This is a genomic window from Halomonas sp. DP3Y7-2, assembly GCF_019800795.1.
Classification (GTDB): Bacteria; Pseudomonadota; Gammaproteobacteria; order Pseudomonadales; family Halomonadaceae; genus Halomonas; species Halomonas litopenaei_A.
Genome location: NZ_JAHVKJ010000013.1, coordinates 88,603 through 115,201, shown reverse-complemented (window position 1 = coordinate 115,201; position 26,599 = coordinate 88,603). Strand labels below are relative to the sequence as shown.

19 protein-coding genes are annotated in these 26,599 nt (G+C 61.7%); 3 read left to right on the top strand and 16 right to left on the bottom strand.

What is annotated here, in order from left to right; genetic code table 11:
- Window positions 1-195: 195 nt before the first annotated feature.
- From KUV45_RS18545 to KUV45_RS18530, 4 genes are all read right to left on the bottom strand, one after another.
- Complete coding sequence (locus KUV45_RS18545; protein WP_222161597.1) at window positions 196-675, bottom strand: regulatory protein RecX; 480 nt, start codon at window positions 673-675, stop codon at window positions 196-198.
- A 169-nt stretch (window positions 676-844) separates the two neighbouring features.
- On the bottom strand, window positions 845-1,918 hold the full coding sequence (gene recA, locus KUV45_RS18540; RefSeq protein WP_206940191.1) for a recombinase RecA: 1,074 nt from the start codon (window positions 1,916-1,918) through the stop codon (window positions 845-847).
- Window positions 1,919-2,143: 225 nt separating this feature from the next.
- Entirely contained in the window at window positions 2,144-2,635 is a 492-nt protein-coding gene (locus KUV45_RS18535; RefSeq protein ID WP_222161596.1) for a CinA family protein, read from the bottom strand.
- Between the two features lie 193 nt (window positions 2,636-2,828).
- Window positions 2,829-2,987: a YqaE/Pmp3 family membrane protein gene (locus tag KUV45_RS18530; RefSeq protein WP_206940204.1), complete on the bottom strand. Its 159-nt coding sequence runs from the start codon at window positions 2,985-2,987 to the stop codon at window positions 2,829-2,831.
- A 372-nt stretch (window positions 2,988-3,359) separates the two neighbouring features.
- On the opposite strand from KUV45_RS18530, the gene mutS reads away from it, so the two are divergent.
- Together mutS and fdxA are read left to right on the top strand one after the other, a co-directional pair.
- A complete protein-coding gene (mutS, locus tag KUV45_RS18525) occupies window positions 3,360-5,948 on the top strand; it encodes a DNA mismatch repair protein MutS (RefSeq protein WP_374107047.1) in 2,589 nt (862 codons plus the stop codon).
- A 250-nt stretch (window positions 5,949-6,198) separates the two neighbouring features.
- A complete protein-coding gene (gene fdxA / locus KUV45_RS18520; protein WP_206940206.1) occupies window positions 6,199-6,522 on the top strand; it encodes a ferredoxin FdxA in 324 nt (107 codons plus the stop codon).
- 832 nt (window positions 6,523-7,354) lie between these two features.
- Here the strand turns inward: fdxA and eno are convergent.
- From eno to pilM, 12 genes are all read right to left on the bottom strand, one after another.
- On the bottom strand, window positions 7,355-8,650 hold the full coding sequence (eno, locus tag KUV45_RS18515) for a phosphopyruvate hydratase (RefSeq protein WP_222161595.1): 1,296 nt from the start codon (window positions 8,648-8,650) through the stop codon (window positions 7,355-7,357).
- A 105-nt stretch (window positions 8,651-8,755) separates the two neighbouring features.
- On the bottom strand, window positions 8,756-9,607 hold the full coding sequence (kdsA, locus tag KUV45_RS18510) for a 3-deoxy-8-phosphooctulonate synthase (RefSeq protein ID WP_206940210.1): 852 nt from the start codon (window positions 9,605-9,607) through the stop codon (window positions 8,756-8,758).
- A 5-nt stretch (window positions 9,608-9,612) separates the two neighbouring features.
- A complete protein-coding gene (locus KUV45_RS18505) occupies window positions 9,613-11,268 on the bottom strand; it encodes a CTP synthase (RefSeq protein ID WP_206940212.1) in 1,656 nt (551 codons plus the stop codon).
- A 186-nt stretch (window positions 11,269-11,454) separates the two neighbouring features.
- Entirely contained in the window at window positions 11,455-12,873 is a 1,419-nt protein-coding gene (locus KUV45_RS18500) for an FAD-dependent oxidoreductase (protein WP_206940214.1), read from the bottom strand.
- 34 nt (window positions 12,874-12,907) lie between these two features.
- On the bottom strand, window positions 12,908-17,353 hold the full coding sequence (gene gltB, locus KUV45_RS18495) for a glutamate synthase large subunit (protein WP_222161594.1): 4,446 nt from the start codon (window positions 17,351-17,353) through the stop codon (window positions 12,908-12,910).
- Window positions 17,354-17,900: 547 nt separating this feature from the next.
- Complete coding sequence (gene aroB / locus KUV45_RS18490) at window positions 17,901-19,019, bottom strand: 3-dehydroquinate synthase (RefSeq protein WP_222161593.1); 1,119 nt, start codon at window positions 19,017-19,019, stop codon at window positions 17,901-17,903.
- Entirely contained in the window at window positions 19,016-19,564 is a 549-nt protein-coding gene (aroK, locus tag KUV45_RS18485) for a shikimate kinase AroK (protein WP_206940219.1), read from the bottom strand. Before aroK ends, aroB begins: the two co-directional genes overlap by 4 nt.
- Window positions 19,564-20,940, bottom strand: coding sequence for a type IV pilus secretin PilQ (locus tag KUV45_RS18480; protein WP_308126728.1), 1,377 nt, complete (start codon window positions 20,938-20,940; stop codon window positions 19,564-19,566). Before KUV45_RS18480 ends, aroK begins: the two co-directional genes overlap by 1 nt.
- A 24-nt stretch (window positions 20,941-20,964) precedes the next feature.
- A complete protein-coding gene (locus tag KUV45_RS18475) occupies window positions 20,965-21,495 on the bottom strand; it encodes a pilus assembly protein PilP (RefSeq protein WP_222161591.1) in 531 nt (176 codons plus the stop codon).
- Window positions 21,492-22,217, bottom strand: coding sequence for a type 4a pilus biogenesis protein PilO (locus tag KUV45_RS18470; RefSeq protein WP_222161590.1), 726 nt, complete (start codon window positions 22,215-22,217; stop codon window positions 21,492-21,494). Before KUV45_RS18470 ends, KUV45_RS18475 begins: the two co-directional genes overlap by 4 nt.
- Entirely contained in the window at window positions 22,214-22,771 is a 558-nt protein-coding gene (locus tag KUV45_RS18465) for a PilN domain-containing protein (RefSeq protein ID WP_222161589.1), read from the bottom strand. Before KUV45_RS18465 ends, KUV45_RS18470 begins: the two co-directional genes overlap by 4 nt.
- Window positions 22,768-23,820 carry a type IV pilus assembly protein PilM gene (pilM, locus tag KUV45_RS18460; protein ID WP_222161588.1) on the bottom strand — a complete coding sequence of 351 codons (1,053 nt, stop codon included), beginning with the start codon at window positions 23,818-23,820 and terminating at the stop codon, window positions 22,768-22,770. The genes KUV45_RS18465 and pilM overlap by 4 nt, the downstream gene beginning before the upstream one ends.
- A 237-nt stretch (window positions 23,821-24,057) precedes the next feature.
- On the opposite strand from pilM, the gene KUV45_RS18455 reads away from it, so the two are divergent.
- The gene (locus tag KUV45_RS18455; RefSeq protein ID WP_222161587.1) at window positions 24,058-26,586 is read left to right on the top strand and encodes a penicillin-binding protein 1A; all 2,529 of its coding nucleotides are present in this window, start codon (window positions 24,058-24,060) and stop codon (window positions 26,584-26,586) included.
- Window positions 26,587-26,599 lie beyond the last annotated feature (13 nt).

Genomic DNA, 26,599 nt, shown 5'->3' with positions numbered 1-26,599 from the left:
ATAGAGCGCGTCGAGCCGGCCAGCTGGCGTGGCACGCCGGCAGCTACCGGGCATGACACCACACCCCGGAGCCGTCGCAAAAGAGGACATTATAGCGTAGTTGTCAAGCGACTAAAGTGGGTCACGTAAAACACCTGCACACGAGCCCTGGGATGGGCGGACAACCACACCGCTTTATATGAGCCTTCAACGATACTAGGTATCTGCCTGAGACATGGCGCGCAGTGCCTCGCGGACGTGATCAAAATCAAACCCTCGCCCGGCCAGGAAGCGCTCTCGCCTTGCCCGCTCTTTCGGGTCGCTTGCCGGCCCTCTGCCGAATCGACGCTCGAGGGCCTCGGTCGCCAGTTGATACCAGTCCACCGACTCCTCCTGTTCTATCTCTCTCAGGGCGTCTCTGGCCAACTCCCGGTCGACCCCACGCTGCCCCAACTCCGCCAGCATCTTGACCGGCCCCTGCCCGCGCAGCACCCGTCCACGCAGAAAGCTCTCGGCGAAGCGACGATCACTCTGCAGGCCCTGCTCGGCCAGTTCGTCCAGCAGCGCTTCGACCTCATCATGCTCGTGCCCTCGGCTCAGCAACCGTGTCGTCAGCTCTTGACGACCATATTCACGCCGGGCGAGCAGTTCGACCGCCTGCTCCCGTGGCGACATCTCCGTTCTCGCCTTGCGCATGCAAGCCTCCCGTCTGTGCACTGCATGACCACCAGCATTCATGCTCGGCGTGGTACGGCGCGCGCCCCACCCACCTGGTGAACGTCAAAACGCAACGGGCCCCTAGCAGGGGCCCGAATGGCGATGGAGGCCGGCGTTGCCTACCCCCATCCAGTACCGCAGCAGCGAATTACAGCAGGTCATCGCCGAAGTCGTCACCCGCTGGTGCGGCTTCCGCTTGCTTGTCCTGCTCTTCCTTCTTGGGATCTGGCTGGACCAGCAGCTGAGCACGAATCTGAGACTCGATCTCTTCCATGATCGCAGGGTTGTCTTCCAGGAACTGGGCGGCATTGGCTTTGCCCTGACCGATCTTGTTGCCCTGGTAGCTGTACCAGGCACCTGCCTTGTCCACCAGCTTGCACTGGACGCCCAGATCGACCACTTCGCCGGCGTGATAGATGCCCTTGCCGTAGAGAATCTGGAACTCGGCCTGGCGGAACGGCGGAGCCACCTTGTTCTTGACGACCTTCACCCGGGTTTCGTTACCGGTGACCTCATCGCCCTGCTTGACCGAACCGGTGCGGCGGATATCCAGGCGCACGCTGGAATAGAACTTCAGGGCGTTACCACCAGTGGTGGTTTCCGGGCTGCCGAACATCACACCAATCTTCATACGGATCTGGTTGATGAACACCACCATGCAGTTGGCGTTCTTGATGTGGCCGGTAATCTTGCGCAGCGCCTGGGACATCAGACGCGCCTGGAGACCCACGTGGGAATCCCCCATTTCGCCTTCAATTTCCGCCCTGGGAGTCAGAGCCGCCACCGAGTCGATGATGATCACGTCCACACCGCCGGAACGGACCAGCATGTCGCAGATTTCCAGGGCTTGCTCGCCGGTATCCGGCTGGGAGACCAGCAAATCATCCAGGTTGACGCCGAGCTTTTCTGCATAGCTCGGGTCAAGGGCGTGCTCAGCATCGATAAAGGCACAGGTCTTGCCGTCCTTTTGTGCCTGAGCGATCACCGACAGCGTCAGCGTGGTCTTGCCCGAGGATTCCGGTCCAAAGATTTCCACGACGCGCCCGTAAGGCAGACCGCCAATGCCCAGGGCGATATCCAGACCCAAGGAGCCGGTGGACACCGACGGCATGACCACCCTGGGGGCATCGCCCAGACGCATGACCGTGCCCTTGCCAAACTGGCGATCGATCTGAGAAAGAGCGGCGTCAAGCGCCTTGCTGCGGTTTTGATCCTGCGCCATTTCGGAGCTCCTGTAGACAATGGATCGGGGCCGAACGGCGTGTCCTGGTCCCCATCGGGCCCTGCGCCGGACCCTGGCAATTACTGTATGACTGAACAGTAGTATGACGAAAAAATGCGCTGACCACCACCCCTGCTCCAGGCCTATTGCTACCATCGGAGCCCAATGCCAGCGAGCCGCCGGCCGCCAACATCGTCACCCTGTGGGCTAACGCTAGCCTTGGCGTTAGCTCAGCCGATCAATCAGCCCCTGCAGCGCGTAGGCAATGGCTTGGCGGCGCACGTCATCGCGATTTCCTGCAAAGTGACAACGTTCTGCCACGCACACGCCATCTGCGGCAAAGGCAAACCAGACCGTGCCCACCGGCTTATGGTCGCTGCCCCCGCCAGGCCCCGCAACACCACTGATGGCGACGCCATGGGATGCGCCACTTTCGGCACATGCTCCAGCCACCATGGCTTCGACCACTGACTCACTGACGGCCCCGTGGCGCTCCAGCAAGGCCAATGGCACCCCCAGCAGGCGCTGTTTGGCGGCATTGGAATAGGTCACATAGCCCGTCTCGAAGTAGTCCGAGCTGCCTGCGATATCGGTGATCGCGGTGGCCACGCCGCCACCGGTGCAGGACTCGGCGGTGGTCACCTGGACCTGAAGCTTGAGGCACAGTTCACCCAAGCGACTCGACAGCACTCGGATATCTTCTGGTGCAGGCGTCATGGAGATAGCTCCTGAAGTGAAGGTGGGGGGCACGGGCCGCAACGCTGGGGCCGAAACGATAGGGCCGCGACGTCATGCAGGCGCGCGGGATACGACGCCAACATCGTGCCCGCAACTCGGGATCAACGCATTGCGGCGACCTCAGTCGCCGCAATGTGCTCTACGCCGATCACAGGATTGACGACGAGGCCACCTAGCGCCTCGCGATAATCCACACCGCGTGAACGATCCCGGGAATATAGCCGAGAAGCGTCAGCAGGATGTTCAGCCAGAAGTGCAGACCGAAGCCAACTTGCAGGAAGACACCCAGCGGGGGCAGCAGGATGGCCAGAATGATGCGAATAACGTCCATATACTTGCTCCTTTATTCAACGTCCTTGAATCATCACCCAACTTGGATCATCGCCCAAGAGGGATCGGGAAGCGTGGTCCTTGCAGTGACATCTGTTGGCTGATGCTCCCAGGGGCAGCGGTGACTCCGTCACCGCCTTTGCTCGCGCCCTGAGGCATACCACCTTGGGTAGCCGGAGATCTCTCCGACAAACAGATGCCGTGTCGCGCATGCATCATATTGCCATGATGTAGGCGGTTCTATCATCCCCCTCCGTCGTCCTGGCTGCGCTACAGATCGGCCCGTCGGCCATGCTATCCTTATGGGCTTTCGTCGGCCTTGTTCCGACCGATCCTCGCTTTATCCATCCGCCCACCAGCGCATTGAGATTCCATGAACGACATGGCCAAGCCCAGTGCTCCCAGCCATACGCCGATGATGACCCAGTACCTCAGGATCAAGCGCGAGCATCCTGACGTCCTGCTGTTCTATCGTATGGGGGACTTCTACGAACTGTTCTACGACGACGCCAAGCGCGCCGCGGCACTGCTTGATATCACGCTGACACAGCGTGGCCAGTCAGCAGGCAAGCCGATTCCCATGGCCGGTATTCCCTACCATAGCGCCGAGGGGTATCTGGCTCGCCTGGTCAGTGCGGGCGAATCGGTGGCCATCTGCGAGCAGATCGGTGACCCGGCGACGTCCAAGGGCCCGGTAGAGCGTCAAGTGGTGCGGATCGTCACCCCAGGCACCCTGCATGATGAGGCACTGCTGGATGCACGCCGCGACAACCTGCTGGTGGCGGTAGCTCCCTATGGCGACCACCTTGGCCTAGCCTGGCTGGAGGTCTCCAGCGGACGCTTCAGCGTGCTCGAGGTCGACAGTGAAACCGAAATGCTGTCCGAGCTGACGCGCCTGGATCCGGCTGAACTGCTGGTGCCGGAAAGCCTGGAACTACCCGCCTCCATGTCCGAACGACGCGGGCTTCGACGCCAGAGTGACTGGCTGTTCGATCATGAAAGTGCGCACCGGGTATTGTGTGATCAGTTCCGGGTTCAGGACCTCAAGGGGTTTGGTTGCGCACACCTGCACTCCGCCATCATTGCGGCTGGTGTGCTGATGGACTACGCCAGGGACACCCAGCGCAGCGCCCTGCCCCATGTCACCGCGATCGGTGTGGAAAATCGTGACGATAGCGTGGTCATTGATGCAGCAAGCCGGCGCAACCTGGAGATTGACATCAACCTGGGAGGTACCAGCGACAACACCCTCGCCAGCGTCCTGGACACCACCACCACGGCAATGGGCTCGCGCCTGCTCAAGCGTTGGCTGAACCGCCCGCTGCGAGACAGGCAGCAGGTCATGGGACGTCAATCCGCGATCAGCTTGCTGCTGGACCAGGAAGGCTACGAGCCGCTGCGCGACGAGTTGAAGGCCATTGGCGACATCGAGCGCATCCTGGCCAGGGTGGCGCTGGGCAGCGCTCGCCCGCGGGACCTGGCGAGACTGAGAGACGCCTTCAATGCGTTACCCGCTCTGCGCGATCAGCTGGCTGGCTACGCTGAAGGCACCACGCTTGACGAACTGCGCGTCCATATCCAGCCGTTTCCCGAGCTGGCGGACTTGCTCACCCGTGCGCTGATCGACAATCCCCCGGTGGTCATTCGGGATGGGGGCGTGATCGCTGACGGTTTCGACAGTGAACTGGACGAACACAGAGGGCTGGCCGAGCACGCCGGTGACTACCTCGTGCAACTGGAAACACGGGAGCGGGCACGCACCGGGCTCGCCGGGCTCAAGGTGGGGTACAACCGCGTCCATGGCTACTTCATCGAGATTCCTCGAGCCCAGGCCAAGGAAGCCCCTGCGGACTATATCCGGCGCCAGACACTGAAGAACGCAGAGCGCTTCATCATCCCGGAGCTCAAGGAATTCGAGGACAAGGCGCTATCCGCCAAATCCCGCGCACTGGCCCGGGAAAAGCTGCTTTATGATGGCCTGATCGACAGCCTCAACGCGGAGCTCGCTCGCCTGCAGGCCACCGCCAGAGCACTGTCCTCCCTTGATGTGCTATGCGCCCTGGCCGAACGCGCACGGGCACTGGATTTTGTACGTCCCACGCTCGCTGATGTGGCCGGATTCGATATTCGCGGTGGACGCCACCCGGTCGTCGAACAGGTCAGTGACACGCCATTCGTGCCCAACGACCTGCTGATGGACGACGACCGCCGCATGCTGGTCATTACCGGCCCCAACATGGGCGGTAAATCGACCTACATGCGTCAGGCCGCGTTGATCACCCTGCTCGCCCACTGTGGCAGCTTCGTTCCCGCTGACAGTGCCACCATCGGCCCGGTGGACCGCATCTTTACCCGCATAGGGTCCAGCGATGACCTGGCCGGTGGCCGCTCCACCTTCATGGTGGAAATGACCGAGACTGCCAACATCCTGCACAACGCCACAGATCATAGCCTGGTCTTGATGGACGAAATTGGCCGCGGCACCAGTACCTTTGATGGACTGTCGCTGGCCTGGGCCAGTGCCGAACACCTGACCCGCACGCGGGCCTTCACCCTGTTTGCCACCCACTACTTCGAAATGACCGCTCTGGCCGGAGATTCTGCTGCGGTGGCCAACGTGCACTTGACCGCTGCAGAGCACAATGAAGGCATCGTGTTCATGCACCGGGTGGAAGAAGGCCCAGCCAGCCAAAGCTACGGTCTCCAGGTCGCGCAACTGGCCGGCGTTCCCCAGTCCGTCATCGCCGAAGCCAGGATCAAGCTCGCCGCGCTGGAGCAGCAGGAAGTGGATCATGGACAAGGCCCGTCCAGCCTGTCGCGAGCGGAGCCTGCCCCCCAGCAGGCAGACCTGTTCGCCAGCACGCCTCACCCCTTGATCGACGAGCTCGAGCAACTGGCCATCGATGAACTGTCACCGCGTCAGGCACTGGAGCTTCTATACCGCTGGAAATCGTCAGTATGACCGTGCACCCCGCGCTTGCCCCTACAGAAGTGCGGGTCTAGAATGTGGCACCCAAGGACCGTGCATTATAAGAAAGCCATTTCCATATAACTTTAAGGCTTAACACGCGACAGGCGAAACGACGCTCAGCTCCTCTGCGTCGGGGCGCGAGCTACCCATGATCCGGAGCGTCGCCATGGCGACCTTTCGGGCGCAAGTGACCAATGATTGAGCGGCCAGCACCGAACTGGCCCGAGGAAGGGAGACTGGCATGACATTCGTCGTCACCGAAAACTGCATCAAGTGCAAGTACACCGATTGCGTCGAGGTCTGCCCGGTGGACTGCTTCTACGAGGGTCCCAATTTTCTGGTGATCCACCCGGACGAATGTATCGACTGCGCCCTGTGTGAGCCCGAGTGCCCGGCCGAGGCCATCTACTCCGAGGATGAGCTGCCCGAGGGCCAGGAGGCGTTCATCGAGATCAATGCGGAGCTTTCCGAGGTGTGGCCCAACATCACCGAAAAGAAAGATCCACCGGAAGACGCCGAGCAGTGGGACGGCAAGACAGGCAAGCTGGAGCAGCTCGAACGCTGATCTGGCACGACAAGCCACTACCTGCGTAACACAATAGCCGCCCAACGAGGCGGCTATTGTGTTGCTGGCGGTGTCGAACATCCTTCAGACGATACCTCCATGGCGCTCGCTTTCCCGGCCATCAGGCGTCTCTCCGAACTCGGCTGGCCGTTTTCACTATCCAAACGACCTGTCCAAACCACCTGCCCGGACCCGCTGTTCAGGGCAGCTGTTCGAGCCGACCGCGCCGGCCACCAGGCTCAGCATCTCGTCACGCCAGCCAACCTGCTGGCATAAAAAAAGGCGGCCCGTAGGCCGCCCGCTCCAAGCATTTCCTTGGGCGGCTCCCTCCGCCCGACTCCCTGAGTGCCCTCCGTGCCCAGAAGCGACATCCTGTCGCACCAGGCGCACTCTTGACTCTAGAACGCATCCCGAAAACACCCAACTGAATCGAACGTCGAGCCACATGCCGTGATGGTCCTGCGATCGGCGTTTCATGCCTGCCTGTTGTTGCCGAACCTGTCTACCTCCATGCAGACGAATCCGACCACCCTAGGCGTCTCGCAGTCCTGGCAAGCAGCCTGATGCCGCGAAGCCTGACCTCTCGATTCATGAGTGCATTCTGTCAGCTTTGGGCATCATCTCAAGTCGCCTTATTTTGCAGTGCGACATGTCCTACGTGACCCGCTTCTTTGCGACGCCCCAAAAAATATATAGAAATGAACAACATAAAAAAGGCCCGCGATAACATCGCGGGCCTCTTCGGGTCATATGGGGTTAATGTCCTACATAAAATGTAGTCAATGTCTTACAAGATGTGAGGACACAACCACCGCAAAGGGTTTATCAAACCCTACGCCTGTCCCTTGATCGCCGCGCGACCTGGGTAAGTAGCGCGCTCTCCCAGCTCCTGCTCGATGACCAGAAGGCGGTTGTACTTGGCGACACGATCACTACGGCACAACGAACCCGTCTTGATCTGGCCCGCGCAAGTGCCTACCGCCAGGTCGGCGATGGTCGTGTCTTCGGTTTCACCGCTACGGTGGGAGATGACCGCCGTGAAACCCGCGTCCTGTGCCATGCGGATGGCATCCAGCGTTTCGGACAGTGAACCAATCTGATTGAACTTGATCAGGATGGAGTTGCCGATGGATTCATCGATACCACGCTTCAGAATCCGCGTATTGGTCACGAACAGGTCGTCACCGACCAGCTGGACACGGTCTCCCAGCTTGGCAGTCAGAGACTTCCAGCCGTCCCAGTCGGACTCGTCCAGGCCGTCCTCGATGGACACGATCGGATACTCGTCGGCCAGGCCCACCAGGTAATCACCGAAGCCTTCGGCGTCGAAGCGCTTGTCCTCGCCTGCCAGCACGTACTGGCTGTCCTTGTAGAACTCACTGGCGGCACAGTCCAGCGCGAGAGTGATGTCCTTGCCGAGCTCGTAGCCGGCGTCCTCGACGGCCTGCTTGATGACCGCCAGCGCCTCGGCATTGGAAGACAGGTTAGGGGCAAAGCCACCTTCATCACCTACGGCGGTGGCAAGACCCCGCGACGACAGCACCTTCTTCAAGGCATGGAAGATCTCGGCACCGGCGCGCAGGCCTTCACGGAAGCTGGCGGCACCCACCGGCTGCACCATGAACTCCTGAATGTCGACGTTGTTGTCGGCATGCTCGCCACCGTTGAGGATGTTCATCATCGGCACCGGCATCAGGTACTGCCCCGGCTGGCCGTACAGCTCAGCGATGTGGGCGTACAGCGGTACGCCCTTGGCGTTGGCAGCTGCCTTGGCGGCGGCCAGTGACACCGCCAGGATAGCGTTGGCGCCCAGGTTTTCCTTGTTGTCGGTACCATCGAGCTCGAGCATGGCGTCGTCCAGGCCACGCTGATCACGCGCATCCATGCCCACGAGAGCGTCACGAATCTTGCCATTGACCGCGTCAACGGCCTTGAGCACACCCTTGCCCAGGTAACGACCCTTGTCGCCGTCACGCAGCTCCAGCGCCTCGCGGGAGCCGGTGGAGGCGCCGCTCGGCGCGCAGGCGACGCCCACGGCGCCGCTTTCCAGGCGCACTTCTGCCTGGACGGTGGGGTTACCGCGTGAATCCAGCACCTCTAGGGCGCGAATATCGACGATCTTGGTCATCTCGATGGGTCCTTGTGGGTGATAAAGCTCGTGTCAGCGTTGTCGATCTACTCTGGACGTGCCATAGGCCCTTGGGTCAGGCCCGTCAGGCTATCAGAGGTAGCGCTAGCGTATCTCGATGGACGGAAGCTGTTTCACGACGTCGTCCAACGTCTTGATCTGTGCCAGGAAGGGCTCGAGTCTATCAAGCGGCAAGGCACATGGGCCGTCACATTTTGCCGAGTCGGGATCCGGGTGCGCTTCCAGGAAGAGCCCGGCGATACCGACGGCAACCCCGGCACGGGCCAGGTCCAGCACCTGCGCACGGCGTCCGTCCGCACTGTCGGCGCGTCCGCCCGGACGCTGCAGCGAGTGGGTGACGTCAAACAACAGCGGGAAGCCGGTGTCTTTCATCTCGCCGAAACCGAGCATATCGACGACCAGGTTGTTGTAGCCAAAGCTGGAACCGCGCTCGCACAGCAGCAGCCGTTCGTTGCCGGCCTCACGGAACTTGGTGATGATGTGGCGCATCTCGTGGGGGGCAAGAAACTGGGGCTTCTTGATGTTGACCACCGCCCCGGTCTCGGCCATCGCCACCACTAGATCCGTCTGGCGCGCCAGAAACGCCGGCAGCTGGATGACGTCAGCCACCTCAGCGGCGGGCGCCGCCTGATAGGGCTCATGAACGTCAGTAATCACCGGCACATTGAAGCGCGACTTCACCTCGTCGAGGATCGCAAGCCCCTTGTCCAGCCCAGGCCCACGGAAGGAATGCACCGAGCTGCGATTGGCCTTGTCGAAGCTCGCCTTGAACACATAAGGGATATCGAGCTTGCCGGTCACCTCGACGTAGGCCTCGGCCACCTCGAGCGCCAGCTCGCGGGATTCAAGAACATTCATCCCGGCGAACAGCACCAGGGGCAACGAATTGCCGGCCCTCAGGCCGGCAAACTCGATAATACGCTGGGCGTCAGACATCAGTATCACTCCTGATGGGTGGACTGGGCGCGGGTGCGCTTGGCCTTGTGCCCGAGTGCCGCATTGACGAAACCGGTAAACAGCGGGTGCCCGTCACGCGGCGTCGAGGTGAATTCCGGATGGAACTGACACGCCACGTACCAGGGGTGATCCGGCAGCTCGACCATTTCCACCAGGGAGTTGTCGACGCTGCGACCGGAGATGACCAGTCCTGTCTTCTCGAGCTCTTCAATAAACTGGTTATTGACCTCGAAACGATGGCGATGACGCTCGACGATGACCTCGTCGCCGTAGGCGTCACGCGCCTTGGACCCCTTGGCCAGCCGGCACTCCTGGCCGCCCAGGCGCATGGTGCCGCCGAGATCGGAGGCCTCATCACGGATTTCGATCTTGCCCTCCGGATTGAGCCACTCGGTGATCAGGCCCACCACCGGATGCTGGGTATCGTGGGTGAACTCGGTGGAGTTGGCATCGTCCCAACCTGCCACATGCCGAGCGTACTCGATCACCGCTACCTGCATCCCCAGGCAGATGCCCAGGTAAGGGATGTCGTTTTCACGGGCGAAGCGCGCGGTGGCAATCTTGCCTTCGACCCCGCGCTCACCAAAACCACCCGGCACAAGAATCGCGTCCTTGCCTGCCAGCCGCTCGGTGCCGTGACGCTCGATATCCTCAGAGTCGATGTAGTCGACGTTGACCTTCACGCGGGTCTGGATACCCGCGTGGATCAAGGCTTCGTTGAGCGACTTGTAGGCGTCCAGCAGCTCCATGTACTTGCCGACCATGGCGATGTTGACCGACTTCAGCGGATTGAGCTTGGCATCGAGCACCTTGACCCACTCGCTCAGATCGGCCTCGCGGGCTTCCAGACGCAGCTTGTCGCAGACGATGTCATCAAGGCCGTGCTCGTGCAGCATCAGCGGAATGCGATAGATGGTGTCGGCATCCTGAAGCGGCACCACCGCACGCTCTTCGACGTTGGTGAACAGCGCAATCTTGCGACGCTCGGTCTCTTCCAGCTCGACCTCGCTGCGGCAGATCAGGATGTCCGGCTGGATACCGATAGAGCGCAGTTCCTTGACGGAGTGCTGGGTCGGCTTGGTCTTGGTCTCACCCGCCGTCTGGATGTACGGCACCAGGGTCAGGTGCATGAAGATGGCGTTACTGGCGCCCTTCTCGCTGCGGATCTGACGGATGGACTCAAGGAACGGCAGTGACTCGATGTCGCCGACGGTACCGCCGATCTCGACCAGCGCTACGTCGAACCCTTCACCACCCTCGTACACGCGACGCTTGATTTCGTCGGTGATGTGCGGAATCACCTGCACCGTACCACCGAGGTAGTCACCACGGCGCTCCTTGCGCAGCACGTGCTCGTACACTCGGCCGGTGGTGAAGTTGTTGGCCTGGGTCATCTTGGTCCGGATGAAGCGCTCGTAGTGACCCAGATCCAGGTCCGTCTCTGCGCCATCCTCGGTGACGAACACCTCTCCGTGCTGGAAAGGGCTCATCGTGCCCGGATCCACGTTGATGTACGGGTCGAGCTTGAGCATGGTGACCTTGAGGCCGCGAGCCTCGAGAATCGCCGCCAGCGAGGCCGACGCAATGCCCTTGCCAAGAGAGGACACAACGCCGCCGGTCACGAAGATATATCGTGTCATGGAGAACCTGTCGAAACGTGATCGGTAGGCCCGGCAGGAAGCCGCGCCAGGATGGGACGACAGACTAGCAGAATTCGATCAACGGCTCAATTTGCACAACAGGGAAGCTTCTTCTCTCTGCCCAACTCGCCAGCGCTTTGGCGCCCGCCCAACTGATCGAACGGGCGCCAGCATCACTCTCGGTTTCTAGATATCGAGGTAGTCGAGGATGCCCTCGCCCGCCTGGCGGCCTTCATACACGGCGGTCACCACGAGATCGGAGCCGCGTACCATGTCACCACCGGCGAAGATCTTTTCATTGGTGGTCTGGAAAGCAAAGCTGCCGTGCTCCGGCGCTTTCACCCGGCCACGCTCGTCAACCTCGATACCAAAGGTCTCGAACCAGGGGGCCGGACTAGGCTGAAAACCGAAGGCAATGACCACGGCATCCGCCGCAATGATTTCCTCGGATCCTGGCACCACTTCAGGACGACGACGTCCGTTCTCGTCGGCCTCGCCCAGCCGCGTGCGCACCACCTTGACGCCTTCGACTCGCTCCTCACCGACGACCGCCACCGGCTGCCGATTGAACAGGAAGTCGACACCTTCCTCCCGGGCATTGGCTACCTCGCGACGGGAACCCGGCATGTTCTCTTCATCACGACGATAGGCGCAGGTGACTTCCCTGGCACCCTGACGGATGGCGGTACGGTTGCAGTCCATGGCCGTGTCGCCGCCACCCAGCACCACCACCCGCTGGCCTTCCAGAGACACGAAGTCCTCGGGGTTCTTTTCGAAGCCCAGACGATGATTGACGTTGGCGATCAGGTAGTCGAGCGCCTTGTGCACGCCGGGCAGGTCCTCGCCCGGGAAGCCACCTTCCATGTAGGTGTAGGTGCCCATGCCGAGGAACACCGCGTCGTACTTCTCGAGCAGCTCGTCGAAGGCAATGTCCTTGCCGACTTCAACGCCCAGGCGGAACTCCACGCCCATCTCCTCGAATACGGCGCGACGGCGCTCCATGACGGTCTTTTCAAGCTTGAATTCCGGAATACCGAAGGTCAGCAGACCACCGATCTCGGCGTACTTGTCATACACCACCGGCTTGACCCCATTACGCACCAGAATATCCGCGCAACCGAGCCCGGCGGGTCCGGCACCGATGATGGCGACCTTCTTGTCGGTCCAGGTCACCTGACTCATGTCCGGGCGCCAGCCCATGGCAAAGGCCGTGTCCGTGATGTATTTCTCCACCGAGCCGATGGTCACGGCGCCAAAGCCATCATTGAGGGTGCAGTCACCCTCGCACAGGCGATCCTGGGGGCACACCCTGCCGCATACCTCGGGCAGCGAATTGGTGCGATGAGACAGCTCTGCCGCCTCGAGAATGTTGCCCTCGCTGACCAGTTGCAGCCAGTTGGGAATATAGTTGTGAACAGGGCACTTCCATTCACAGTAGGGATTGCCGCAGTGCAAGCAGCGATGGGCCTGACTCGCCGCATCCATGGGCTTGAACGGTTCGTAGATTTCAGCGAACTCACGGGCGCGGGTGCGCGCCGCTTTCTTCTGCGGATCCTGACGACCGACGTCGATGAACTGGAAGTCGTTGCTCAAACGGTTTGCCATGATGTTCTCCTGCCTTGTTCGGGACGCCGTCGGGTTATTCGGGCTGACGCGTGGACTGGGCGAGCAGACCGCTCAGGCTCGCCGCCTTGGGCTTCACCAGCCAGAAATGGCGGATGAAGTCGCTGAAGTCCTCGAGGATCGCCTGGCCGCGTTGTGAGCCGGTCTCGGCAACATATTCCTCGATGGTCTCCCTCAGGTGTCTCCGGTAGGCCTCCATGGCCTCGGTATTGACGCGATGGATCTCCACCAGCTCGTGATTGTAGCGATCCACAAAACAGCGATCTTCGTCGAGCACGTAGGCAAAGCCGCCGGTCATGCCTGCACCGAAGTTGACGCCAGTTTCACCGAGCACGCAGACGATGCCGCCGGTCATGTACTCACAGCAGTGATCGCCAGAGCCTTCGATGACCGCATGGGCACCGGAGTTGCGCACGCCAAAGCGCTCGCCGGCCGTGCCCGCGGCGAACAGCTTGCCACCGGTCGCGCCGTACAGGCAGGTATTGCCGATGATCGCTGTCTTGTGGCTGTCGAACTGACTGTTCTTCGGCGGCGTGATGACGATCTTGCCACCATTCATGCCCTTGCCGACGTAGTCGTTGGCATCCCCTTCCAGGTACAGGTTGAGCCCGCGAGCGTTCCATACACCAAAGCTCTGACCCGCCACGCCGGTAAAGCGTGCCGTCACCGGGGCATCGTCGAGACCAGCCTCGCCATACTGCTTGGCAATGGCGCCAGAGGTCAGCGCCCCCACCGAACGGTCACAGTTGGTGATGGAGAAGGACACGTCGGCCCCGGCCTTGGACTCGATCGCCGACTTGAGCGCATCGAGCACCTCGAGGTTCTTGGCACCAGGGTCATGTGGCACGTTGCGGCTGACCTGGCAGGACTGGGGCGCATCTGCCGGCACGTGATCGTTGGCCAGCAACGGCGTCAGGTCCAGCTTGTTCTGCGACGGTGTCAGGCCTTCAAACACCTCCAGCAGATCGGTGCGGCCAATCAGGTCGGTGAGCTTGCGCACCCCTACGAGCGCCATCAGCTCACGCACTTCTTCAGCAATGAAGCGGAAGTAATGCTTGACCATGTCCACCGTGCCGCGGAAGTGTTCATCACGCAGATACTGCATCTGGGTCGCCACGCCGGTGGCGCAGTTGTTCAGGTGACAGATGCGCAGGTACTTGCAGCCCAGGGCCACCATCGGCGCCGTACCAAAGCCGAAGCTCTCGGCACCGAGAATCGCCGCCTTGATCACGTCGAGACCGGTCTTCAGACCGCCGTCGGTCTGCAGTCGAATCTTGTCGCGCAGGCCGTTGATACGCAGCGCCTGATGCACTTCCGGCAAGCCTAGCTCCCAAGGCGAACCGGCATGCTTGATGGAGGTCAGCGGACTTGCCGCGGTACCACCGTCATAACCGGACACGGTGATCAAGTCTGCATACGCCTTGGCCACACCGGTCGCGATGGTGCCGATACCCGGCTCAGACACCAGCTTCACCGACACCTGGGCATCAGGACTGACCTGCTTGAGGTCGAAGATCAGCTGAGCCAGGTCCTCGATGGAATAGATATCGTGATGTGGCGGCGGCGAGATCAAGGTCACTCCCGGCACCGAGTAGCGCAGACGGGCAATCAGCTCGTTCACCTTGCCACCCGGCAACTGGCCGCCTTCACCAGGCTTGGCACCCTGGGCGACCTTGATCTGCAGCACTTCGGCATTGACCAGATAGGCCGGAGTGACGCCAAAACGACCAGAGGCGATCTGCTTGATCTTGGAGCTTCTGATAGTGCCGTAACGTGAGGGGTCTTCACCGCCCTCACCAGAGTTGGAGCGCCCACCGGCCTCGTTCATGGCCTGCGCCAACGCTTCGTGGGCCTCAGGAGACAGTGCCCCCAGCGACATGCCGGCGCTGTCGAAGCGTGGCAGCAGGTCCTCGACCGGCTCGATCTCCTCAAGCGGAAGCGGCTCGGCGGCGGGCTTGAGCTTGAGCAGGTCACGAATGGTGGCGGGATCACGATCGTTGACCAGTTGGGCAAACTTCTTCCACTTGCTGTAGTCGCCCTCCTGCACCGCCTCCTGCAGCGCTTTCACCACATCGGGGTTGTAGGCGTGATACTCGTGCCCGTGGACGTACTTCATCAGGCCGCCCTGGGAAATACCCTTGCGCGGCTTCCAGGCGTCCTTGGCCAGCGCCACCTGGGTCAGCTGAATCTCGTTGAAGCCAGTACCCTGAATGCGCGACGCCATGCCGGTGAAACACAAATCCATGACTTCCGAGGAAAGCCCCACCGCCTCAAACAGCTGGGAGCCACGGTAGGACGCCAGGGTCGAGATACCCATCTTCGACAGGATCTTGTAGAGCCCTTTCTGCAGGCCCTTGCGATAATTCTCGCGAGCATCAGCGGGGTTGCCAGAGAGCTCACCGGTACGGTGCATATCGGCCATGACCTGATAGGCAAGCCATGGATAGACCGCCGTCGCCCCGACACCGAACAGCACCGCCATCTGATGCGCGTCGCGGGCATAGCCGGTCTCGACGATCAGGTTGACGCGAGGACGCAGGGCCTTGCGACCGAGTTCGTTGTGGATCGCGCCCACCGCCAGTGCCGGATGGATCGGCACCTGCCCCTGGGGAAGGTCAGCGTCGGACAGGACCAGAATGACCTTTTGCTCATGTACCGCGGCTTCTGCCTCGCGGCAAAGCTCCAGCAGCGCAGCCTTGAGCCCCTTCTCTTCCGGGTCATAGCCCAGCGACAGGGTGTGACTGGCGAAGGCGGGGTCGTCCTGACTCACCAGGGCGGTGAACTTGCGTGGCGACAGGATCGGGGTGGTCAGCACGATCCGGTGGGCGTGTTCCGGGGTCGCCTTGAACACGTTGCGCTCGGCACCGATGCAGGTCTCGAGCGACATGACGATGGCTTCACGCAGCGGATCGATGGCCGGATTGGTCACCTGGGCGAACTTTTGACGGAAGTAGTCCGAGAGCATGCGATGCTTGCCCGACAGGACCGCCATGGGGGTGTCGTCACCCATGGAGCCGACGGCTTCCTGACCGCTTTCTCCCAGCGGGCGCAGCACCTGGTCGCGCTCTTCGAAGCTCACCTGGAACATCTTCTGCTGCACCTGCAGCGTTTCAGGGTCCATATTCTTGAAGGCGGCAAGCTCGGTCAGGGCAGACTCGAGAAACTGGGCTTCCTGCTTCAGCCAGCGCTTGTAGGGATAGGCAGACTTCAGCCGCTCATCGATGTCGCTGGTGTGCAGCACCTCACCGGTCTCGGTGTCCACCGCCAGAATCTGACCGGGACCGACACGCCCCTTGGCGACCACGTCTTCGGGCTTGTAGTCGTAGGTGCCGATCTCGGAGGCCAGGGTGATGAAGCCGTTCTTGGTGATCACCCAGCGGGCCGGACGCAGGCCGTTGCGGTCAAGCATGCACAGCGCCTGACGCCCATCGGTCATGACCACGCCGGCAGGACCGTCCCACGGCTCCACGTGCATGGAGTTGTATTCGTAGAAGGCGCGCAGGTCGCCGTCCATGATTTCCACGTTCTGCCAAGCAGGCGGCACCATCATGCGCACCGCACGGTGCAGCTCCATGCCACCGGTCAACAGCACCTCCAGCATATTGTCCATGCTCGAGGAGTCGGAACCGGTGGTGTTGACGATCTGGTCGAGGCTGGCGATGTCGGGCAGCCGCTCGGAGATGAAGTTCTCCTTGCGCGAGTTGGCCCAGCCACGGTTGGCCTCAATGGTGTTGATCTCGCCGTTATGGGCCAGCAGACGGAACGGCTGAGCCAGCGGCCAACGGGGGGCGGTGTTGGTGGAGAAGCGCTGGTGAAACACGCAAATAGCGGTTTCCAGGCGCTCATCACCGAGATCCTGATAAAAGGCCGGCAGATCTACCGGCATGACCAGCCCCTTATAGGACACCACTTCACTGGACAGCGAGCTTACATAGAAGTCGGGCTCATGAATCAGGGCCTGCTCGGCCAGACGACGAGCCATGAACAGGGAAACATCAAACGCTTCTTCCCCTGCACCCGGCTCGACAAACAGCTGACGGATTCGCGGCAGGCAGTCGAGGGCCATGGGACCACAGACACTGGGGTCGACCGGCACGTCGCGCCAGCCGATGACCTTGACACCACGCTGGGTCAGGCAGTCTTCCAGTGTCTGGCGGGCGGCCGTCTCGCGCTGGTCGTCATCCGGCAGAAAGATCACCCCTACGGCGTAGCGATCCCCCAAGGCCACATCAAGGCTCTCCTGAGCCACCTGACGCATGAAGCCGTCGGGCATCTTCAACAACAGCCCGCAACCATCGCCGGTCTTGCCGTCGGCCGCGATACCACCGCGGTGGGTCATGCAGGTCAGGGACTCGATGGCAGTGCTGAGCAATTCATGGCTAGCCTGCCCTTCCATATGGGCGATCAGGCCAAACCCGCAGTTGTCACGGAACTCGCCAGGCTGATGAAGACCTTTGTTCATGGGCGCGCCTCGGGTGAAAGGGTTGTAGTCACAGCATTTTCGCGATATTATTATCGGTTTTTCTTTTTATTTAGCGCCCGTTCGGGCCATCGCTAACTGCAGGAAAAATGGGTTCCCAGCATAGCCAGCACCCTGCCCTTGCGCAATTACCCGCAACCTCCACATAGATAAAAAAACACCGTAAATCTGAAGGTTGCACAGACAAGCAAGAAAAAAAACGTATCAGGTCAACCACTTGGAAGTGTTTTCCAGCAAGTTCGACTACCCCGATTTCGCCACTAGACTTTAGTCGTAAAAACTGTCGACACCCCATGCCGATCAGGCATATGACATACTGATCGACGCATGAACGCTGTTCGTGAACCTGCTCGCCAGCCGCTCTGATTACCTATGACTGGCTGACAGACTGACGAAATCACCCCCCCTTGCATCAGTCTGTCGCGAGCGACGCTACCCTCAGACACGCAAACGCCCGCACAATGGCGGGCGCCGGCGATCCACGCTCGAGCAAAACCGGTCGGGCACTACCCCCTGCCGCAGCCCAGCATCAGCAACGCGGGAACTCCTTGATGCAATCGTGAAGGACCGCGGATGGCGTCTGATCATGGACGCAGGCCTTGCCGAGCTCCTGCAGCAGGATCAGTCGAATGCCATCGTCGAGATTTTTCTTGTCGAGCTTCATGCGTGACACGAAGTCCTCCACACTCATCTCGGCCGGCGCCGACACCGGGAGACCACAGCGCTCGATCAGCCGCCGTGTGCGGTCGACCGCTTCGCTATCGATAAATCCGAGCCGCATCGACAGGTCGGCAGCCATCATCATGCCCGCTCCCACTGCCTCGCCGTGCAACCAGGCACCGTAGCCCATATGGGCCTCGATGGCATGACCAAAGGTATGGCCCAGATTCAACAGCGCCCGAACACCTTGCTCGGTTTCATCCAGGGCCACGATCTCGGCCTTGATCGCACAGCTACGCTCGATGGCCATGGCCAGAGCCGCGTCATCCAGCCGACGCAGCGCGTCGAGTTGCTGCTCCAGCCATTCGAGAAAAGCGCGATCGTAGATAAAGCCGTACTTGATCACCTCGGCAAGCCCGGCGGACAACTCCCGCTGGGGCAGCGTCGCCAGCGTCGCCGTATCGATCAGCACGGCACGGGGCTGCCAGAAGGCACCAATCATATTCTTGCCCAAGGGATGATTGACCCCGGTCTTGCCTCCCACCGAAGAGTCCACCTGAGACAACAGCGTGGTCGGCACTTGAATGAACGAGATGCCACGTTGATAAGACGCGGCGGCATACCCGACCATATCCCCGATCACCCCGCCACCCAGGGCCACGAGCGTAGAGCGGCGGTTGAAGCCAGCCTCCAGCAAGGCATCCCAGATGCGCGACACCCCTTCGATATTCTTGTACGCCTCACCATCGGGCAGCACCAGGGTTTCGATACGCAGCGTTTCGTCCACCCGGGCGAGCGCCGTCGTCAGGCGATCGAGGTAGTGCGCCGCCACGGTCTCATTGGTCACCACCATCACCTGCCGCCCGGACAGGTGCGAGACCAGGCGCTCGCCCTGGTCCATCAGTCCCGCACCGATATAGATGGGGTAGCTACGCTCTCCCAGGGAGACGTTCAACGACAAGGGATCAGCAATCGATGCGGTGGTCATGAGGAAGCCTTGCAAGTCAGGGGGTCGAGAAGACGATGGACACGCCGCACGATATCGTTGACCACGGAGCGCGGTCCGCGGCGATCCGTACGCACTACCAGGTCGGCGGTGGCACGATACAGCGGATCGCGCAGCGCAAACATGTCACGCAAAAGCTGCTCGCGATCACCGCGCTGCAACAGCGGACGGTTGCGATCCTTGGCGGTACGCTTGAGCTGCTGTTCCACAGTGGTATAGAGATAGATGACGGTGCCACCCTCCCGGATGCACTGTCGATTTTCCTCGCGCAGCACGGCGCCACCACCCGTGGCGATGACGACCTGGTCGTAATCGACCAGCTCGCTGATCATGCTGCTTTCACGATCGCGAAAGCCACTCTCGCCCTCGACATCGAAGATCCAGGGAATATCCGCGCCGCAGCGTGCCTGGATCTCATGGTCGCTGTCGTAAAAGGGACGTGACAATTCGGCCGCCAGCAGGCGGCCGATGGTGCTCTTTCCAGCCCCCATGGGGCCTATCAGAATCAGGTTCGGTACATCCTGCATCAGTGATTCGCCAGGCCGTCGTCGAGTATCCGGGGTGTAATGAATACCAACAACTCTACCTTATCGTTGACGTCCTCGGTATAGCGAAAAAGCCTACCCAGCACCGGCAGGTCACCCAGCAAGGGGGTCTTGTAGAGGGTATGCAGCTGCTGCGTGGTCAAAATTCCGCCCAACACCACGGTTTCACCGTCATCCACCAGCACCTGGGTCTGAATCTCGTTGGTATCAATAGCGGGCTCGCCGTCGATGCTCTGCTCGGCCAAGGTATCGTTGTTGATGGTCAGATCCATCACCACCCGGTCGTCACCGGTGATCTGTGGCGTTACCTCCAGCGCCAGCACGGCCTCCTTGAACTCCACGTTGGTGGCGCCACTGGAAGTGGACTCCTGGTAGGGAATCTCCGTACCCTGCTTGATCAGCGCCGTATGCTGATTGGAAGTGATCACCCTGGGCTCGGAAATGGTCTGGCTCTTGCCTTCGCTCTCCAGCGCTCGAAGCTCCAGGTCCAGCAGCACGTCACCGGCCAGATAGCCGATGTTGAAAGAGTTACCCGCTTCCAGGGCATCTCCCAGGTCCACGGACATGCCGCCGTAGGTATCCCCTCGATTGCCCGAAATCACATCCCCGATGGTGATATCCCCACTATCGCCGACGGTCTTGCCATGGCGACTGCTGACACCCCAGTTGACGCCGATTTCCTCGGCGGTATTGTCCCTGGCGACGACGATACGCGCCGAGATCTGTACCTGCTTGACCGGCACATCGAGCCGCGCCAGGGTTCTTCTGATCTCGAGCAGCTGAGCCGGCACATCCTGGATCAGCAAGGTGTTGGTGCGCGGATCCGTGGCAACCCTGCCACGCTCGGTCAGCAGACCAAAGCCACTCTCACCTCGCAGCAGCGCCGCCAGCTCACTGGCCTTGGCATAGCGCACCTCTACATGCTCCGTCACCAGCGGCTCCAACAGGTCGCGTCGAGAAGCGGCCTCCAACGAGAGCCGGTCCCGCTCGGCAAGCTCCGCCACCGGGGCCACCAGCAGGATATCGCCCTGGCGGCGACTACCCAGCCCCTGGGTCTGCAGCACCATTTCCAGGGCCTGGTCCCAAGGCACGTTATCGAGATTCAGCGTGACGCGACCACTGACGCTATCACTGACCACGATATTGAGGCCGGTGAAGTCACTCAGCACCGACAGCACGGAACGCACTTCGACATCCTGGAAGTTCAGCGTGATCGGCGCGCCCTGATAGTCCGCCTGCGGATAATCTGCCGCCTGCACGCTGCAGGACGCCACTCCCAAGATGACCGGCACGAGCCAGAGCAACAACCCCCGCCTGCGGTGCTTGCGGCCCTTCATCGGGCTGCGCCATGAATTCATCAGTCTCTGCATGTTCGCCCCGCGTCATTGAGTTGCTGTGGCGACGACGGACCCTGCTGGCCCTTCGCCCACCGACACCAGGCGATCCCGCCAGGCATAATGCTCCGGATCATCGGCTTCCAGCCTGACCGCATCGGGTTCGATGGCCGCCACCTTGACCGCTGGAGAGGCCAGCGACTGCCCCTCCATTACGGCATGCACCCGCCCTCCAGGCGTCTCGAACAAGGCCCAGCGCTGGGACTGGCGCTCCAGCACGCCGACCAGGGTCAGTTCGTCCAGAGCAAAGGCGGCCAACCCCTCAGGAACGCGCTGCACCTGCCCCTCAAACCGAAAAGGACTCCTCGACTCGGCATACAGGTAGTGAAGTACGGGAAGATCAATGCTCTCAGGCAGCTCTCCTGCCGGCTGGCGCCATTCGGTGGTCAGCGCCGTCGCCAGTCGTTCATCCAACGCTTTCAGGCTGTCGTGTTCACAGCCCGTCAAGACACAGCCCGTCACGACACAGGCCAGAACCAGCCACAGACGGGTGAATTCTCCCCGACAGCGGCTGCTCATTGACGCCGCACCTGCTCATCGGAGACTCGCACAGCGGCGGCCGACGCATCGCCAATACTGTAGGTCTGCACCCGAGCACTCAGCTCAAGCTGGCCTTCCACGGGCAGCAGACTGAAGTCGTGAATGGTCACCAAGCGCGGCAGGTTGGCGAGGTCAGCGATAAAGCCGCCAATGGCGTGATACCCCCCCCGCACCCGCAGCTCGAAGGGACGCTCCACATAGAGCGCCAGCGGACGAGGCTGCCCCAGCGCCAGCTCCTGCAGTGCCAGCCCCCGGGCTCTGGCCTCATCCCCGATACCTTCAAGCAGCGAGGGGATATCAGCCCCATCCGGCAGCATCTGCCGACGCTCGCTGACCATCTGATCCAGATTCACCAGCAAGCGCTTCATGCGATCCAGCTCCGCCAGCTCACGCGCCCGCGCTTCAAACTCCCCGATCGCCTGCTGCTCCTGCCACTGAAGGTGCTCCAGGCGTATCGCTAGCGGTCGCACGTAGCACACCAGCGTTACAACAAGCGCAACGCAAAAGGCGCTGGAGCCGACCAGCACGCGCAGCATCCATGGCCAGCGCCCGGCCTCACCCAGCTCCAGCCGTCGCCAGTCGACCAAACCCAAGCGTCGCCACTCTTCTCTTAGACGCAACCACCAGGAGCGCGATGATGGCCCCCCTATCGCGTCGGACCCATGCCCCAGCGCCCTGCGCCGATCCAGTGACGGCATCATGGTCTTGGCCTCTCGACGGCGTGGGACGCCAGCTGCAACTGCACGACAAAGCGCTGGCGACCATGCTGCGCCCCCACCCGAGACAGCTGCGGCTCCAGGAACGTCGGTACTCGCTCGAGGGCACGCAGCTGTTCGACCAGGCGCGCACTGTCGACCGCTTCCCCCTCGAGAATCAGCGCATCATCGCGGCGCTCGACCCGGTCATAACGCACGCCATTGACCAGCGTCGCAGCCAGACCATTGACCACATCCAGGGTCTGCCGACGCTGGTCCTGCAACCGAGACAGCAGTGCCTCTTCCTGGTCAAGCAGCGCCAGCTGCCGGTCAAGGTCCGCCATTTCCCGCGACGTTGCCTCGAGCTGCGTCATCGCCTGCTGCACGTGGTGATCACGCTCAGCCATCAGCGACAGCTGCCATTGCAGCCACAGCGACGCCAGCAAGGCCATCCCCACACCTGCTGCTGCAGCCAGGACCACCGTCAACCAGAAGCCACGGGTACGCCGCACCCTGGTCGCGTCGCGCCAATCGAGCAGGTTGATGCGCACCCGGCTCATGCTCGCCCCCTCAGCGCCAGGCCACAGGCGGTCAGCAGCGCGGGGGCCTCGGCACGCACGGCGTCGACGTCCAGCGATGCCGCAATGTTCATGCCCTCCAGCGGATCGACCAGGCTGACCGGCAATCCGATCGACTCAGATAGCCGTTCGGCGAAACCGCCGATCAGGCTGGTGCCCCCCGCCACCAACAGACGACTGAGCGGGCGAAATCCCCCCGACACGCGATAGAGCTGGAGCGAGTTTTCGATATGATCGATCAAGGTATCGAGAAACGGCAGCAACACGGCATGCCCGTAGTCCCCCGGCAAGCCGCCGCGTTTCTTGGCAAAACCCGCTTCATCAAGACTCATGTCGTAGTGACGCTGGATGGCCTCGGTCAGCTGCATACCGCCGTAAAGACTGTCGTGGCTATAGATGATCCGCCCTGCCTCAATCACATGCAGCGCATTGAGATAGGCACCAACATCCACCAGTGCCAAGGCCTCATCCCCCATCTGCAGACGCCGATAGAGCCCTGCCATGGCTCGCTCGATGGCAAAGTTCTCCACGTCGACGGCGGCCGGCACCAGCCCACTGGCCTCCAGCGCCTGGGTCAATTGCTCGACATCGTGGCGCCGACACGCCACCAGCAACCACTCCCGATATGCCGGATCATCGGCACACTCACCGAGGCATTGAAAGTCGAATGCCACTTCACGGAACGGAAACGGAATGTGCTTGTCTGACTCCCACTCGATGCGGGCTTCGACCTGGTCATCGTTCAAGTCCGCCGGGAAACGCAGCAAGCGTGTGATCGCCGCTCCAGAAGGGACGGCCACGGCGGCATGCCGACTGCGCGGAGCAGCGCGTTCGACGACACGGGACAGGACCTCGATCACCTCGCCCATATCGCGAATACGACGTTCGACCACGGCTCCCTGGCGCAAGGGTCCCACCGCATGGCTGACCACTCGGTGGCCACCCGCTACCGACTCAAGCTCGATCAGCTTGACCGTGGCAGACGTGATATCCACACCTACCAGACCATTGGGCCTTGAGGTAAACCACATGTCGTCGTCGCATCCGCAGCTATGGCATGCACCCGATGCACATTACCGTGGTGCCAGCCTAGCCAACCGTAGGCAAGAGGTTACTGATCTGTGCCACGACTTTGTGCAACAAGGCGGGTAATTCGTCACAAAGGTGGTGACGGCTGCGCCCAGTTCCTATAATGGCCGACGCAAAGGATTGCCTTTTTCAGTGATATACCCCGCCGTTTTCGTTTTCAGCATGGACACCGCGATTTCATGAAGTATCTCAGAACGCTCTTATTCTCTGCCGTGTGGCTAGTGATCTCACTGGGCGCCGCAGCAGCCTTGGGTGTCGTTGGTGCCGCCCTCTATTTTGCGCCCGGTCTTCCCGATGTCCGCCAGCTGCAGGACTTCGAGCTGCAGACCCCGCTGCGCATCTACACCAGGGATAACCAGCTGATTGGCGAATTCGGCGAGGAACGCCGCATGCCCGTCGATTTCGATGAGATCCCCGAGCCCATGCTGCAGGCCCTGATGGCCGCTGAGGACGCGGCGTTCTTTGAACACCCGGGGGTGGATCCGAAAGGGCTGGCGCGGGCCGTCAAGCAGCTGATCACCAGCGGCGGCACGCCCCAGTCCGGGGGTTCGACCATCACCATGCAGGTAGCGAGAAACTATCTGCTGACGTTGGACCGCACCTTTACCCGCAAGCTGCGTGAAATCCTGCTGTCGCTGCAGATGGAACAGATTCTGTCCAAGCAGGAAATCATGGAGCTGTACGTCAACAAGATCTTCCTCGGCCACCGCGCCTACGGCATTGCCGCTGCGGCAGAGGTCTATTATGACAAGCCGCTGGACGAACTGACCCTGGCCGAAAGCGCCATGATTGCCGGGCTGCCCAAGGCTCCTTCGTCCTTCAACCCGCTGGCCAATGCCGAACGCGCCCTGATTCGCCGCAACTGGATCCTGTTCCGCATGCGCGAGCTCGGGTATATCGGCCAGACAGCCTACGACGACGCCGTCCAAGCCCCGATCACGGCTAGCCGTCACGTCGCCCGTGCCGAAGTTCAGGCCGATTATGTCGCGGAGATGGCGCGCCAGTTTGCCACCGAACGTTTCGGTGACGAGGCCTATACCGGCAGCTATCGCATCACCACGACCATCGACAGCGAGCTGCAGCCCATGGCGCGGCAGGCGCTGGCCAATGGCCTGATCGCCTACGATACCCGCCACGGCTGGCGCGGCCCGGAAGACACCGATATCCCGCAAAGTCTGGCAGAAGCGCAGGACCAGACCGAGCGCACTGGCCTGGAAGAAGAGCTGTCTGGCTCACCCGAGGTGATGGAGACCGCTCGTCGTGCCGCAGAACGCAGTCAGACAACGGTCGAAGGCATCGATGGCGACGTCAGCAACTGGCTGCAAGTGCTCGAGCGCACCCCCTCCTTCGGCCCCCTGGAGCCCGCCATTGTGGTGGCGACCGATGGCCGTGAAATGAAGGTTCTTACCCACGACAGCCAGCTGATCACCCTGGACTGGGCGGGCCTTGAGTGGGCAGCACCTTACAAGAGCGCTCGCTATCGTGGGGCCAAGCCCACGGCAGCCTCCCAGATCGCCAGCCGCGGTGATCTCGTGCGCATTCTGCAGCGCGAAGACGACAGCTGGCGACTCTCCCAGCAGCCCGATGCGGAAGGCTCGCTGGTGGTGATGGATCCCAAGACCGGTGCGATTCTGGCCTTGCAGGCGGGCTTTGACTTCGATGCCAGCAAGTTCAACCGCGCCATTCAGGCACGTCGCCAGGCGGGCTCGATCTTCAAGCCGTTTATCTACCTGGCAGGCCTCAACAGCGGCGATGTGACCCCCGCCACCGTGATCAACGACGCCCCAGTGGTGCTCAACGATGGCAGCAACGAACTGTGGCGCCCATCGAACTCCAGCGGCGACTTCCTTGGCCCGACCCGTCTGCGCACTGGCCTGGCACGATCGCGCAACCTAGTCACCATCCGCCTGCTGCAAAGCATTGGCCTTGATCGCACCATCGATTTTCTGGTCGACTTCGGCTTCTCCCGAGAGCGTCTGCCTAACGGGCTGTCACTGGCTCTGGGTAGCGCCAGCCTGACGCCACTGGAGATGACCAATGCCTACGCCGTGCTCGCCAACGGCGGCTTCCGCGTCACACCCTGGTTTATCGAAAAGATTACCCAAGGTGAGCAACAGACGCTGGTGGAAGAGGCAAGCCCGCGGGTGGCATGCCGTGAGTGCGAGGAAGGACAAAGCACCACCGAGATAGACGGCAAGACCTATGAAGTCGCTCCGCGGGTGGCCAATGCCCGCGCGGTCTACCTGCTGCGTGACATGTTGCGTGACGTGGTCGAACGCGGCACCGCTCGCCGCGCGCTCTCCCTTGAGCGCAGCGATATCGTCGGCAAGACCGGTACCACCAATGATCAGCGCGACGCCTGGTTCGCGGGCTTCAACGGCGACTACGCCACAACCGTATGGGTCGGCAAGGACGACAACACCCCCACTGCGGAGTACGGCGCCCAGGCAGCACTGCCGATCTGGGTCGACTTCATGGGCCAGGCGCTGGCGGGCAAGCCGGAGAACATTCCGCCGCAGCCGCCGGGTATCGTGACGGCCCGCGTAGACGCCAACACCGGCCGGTTACTCGGCGACAACCAGGGCGGTGGCATCGAGGAAATCTTCGACGAAGATCACATGCCCAGTGTCCAGCCCCGTCGCGTGGAAAGCGCCGTGGAGCGTCACAGCGGCTCCCAGGGCACTGGCGCCTACGAAGCTATCTTCTAGCCTCATCCCGCAA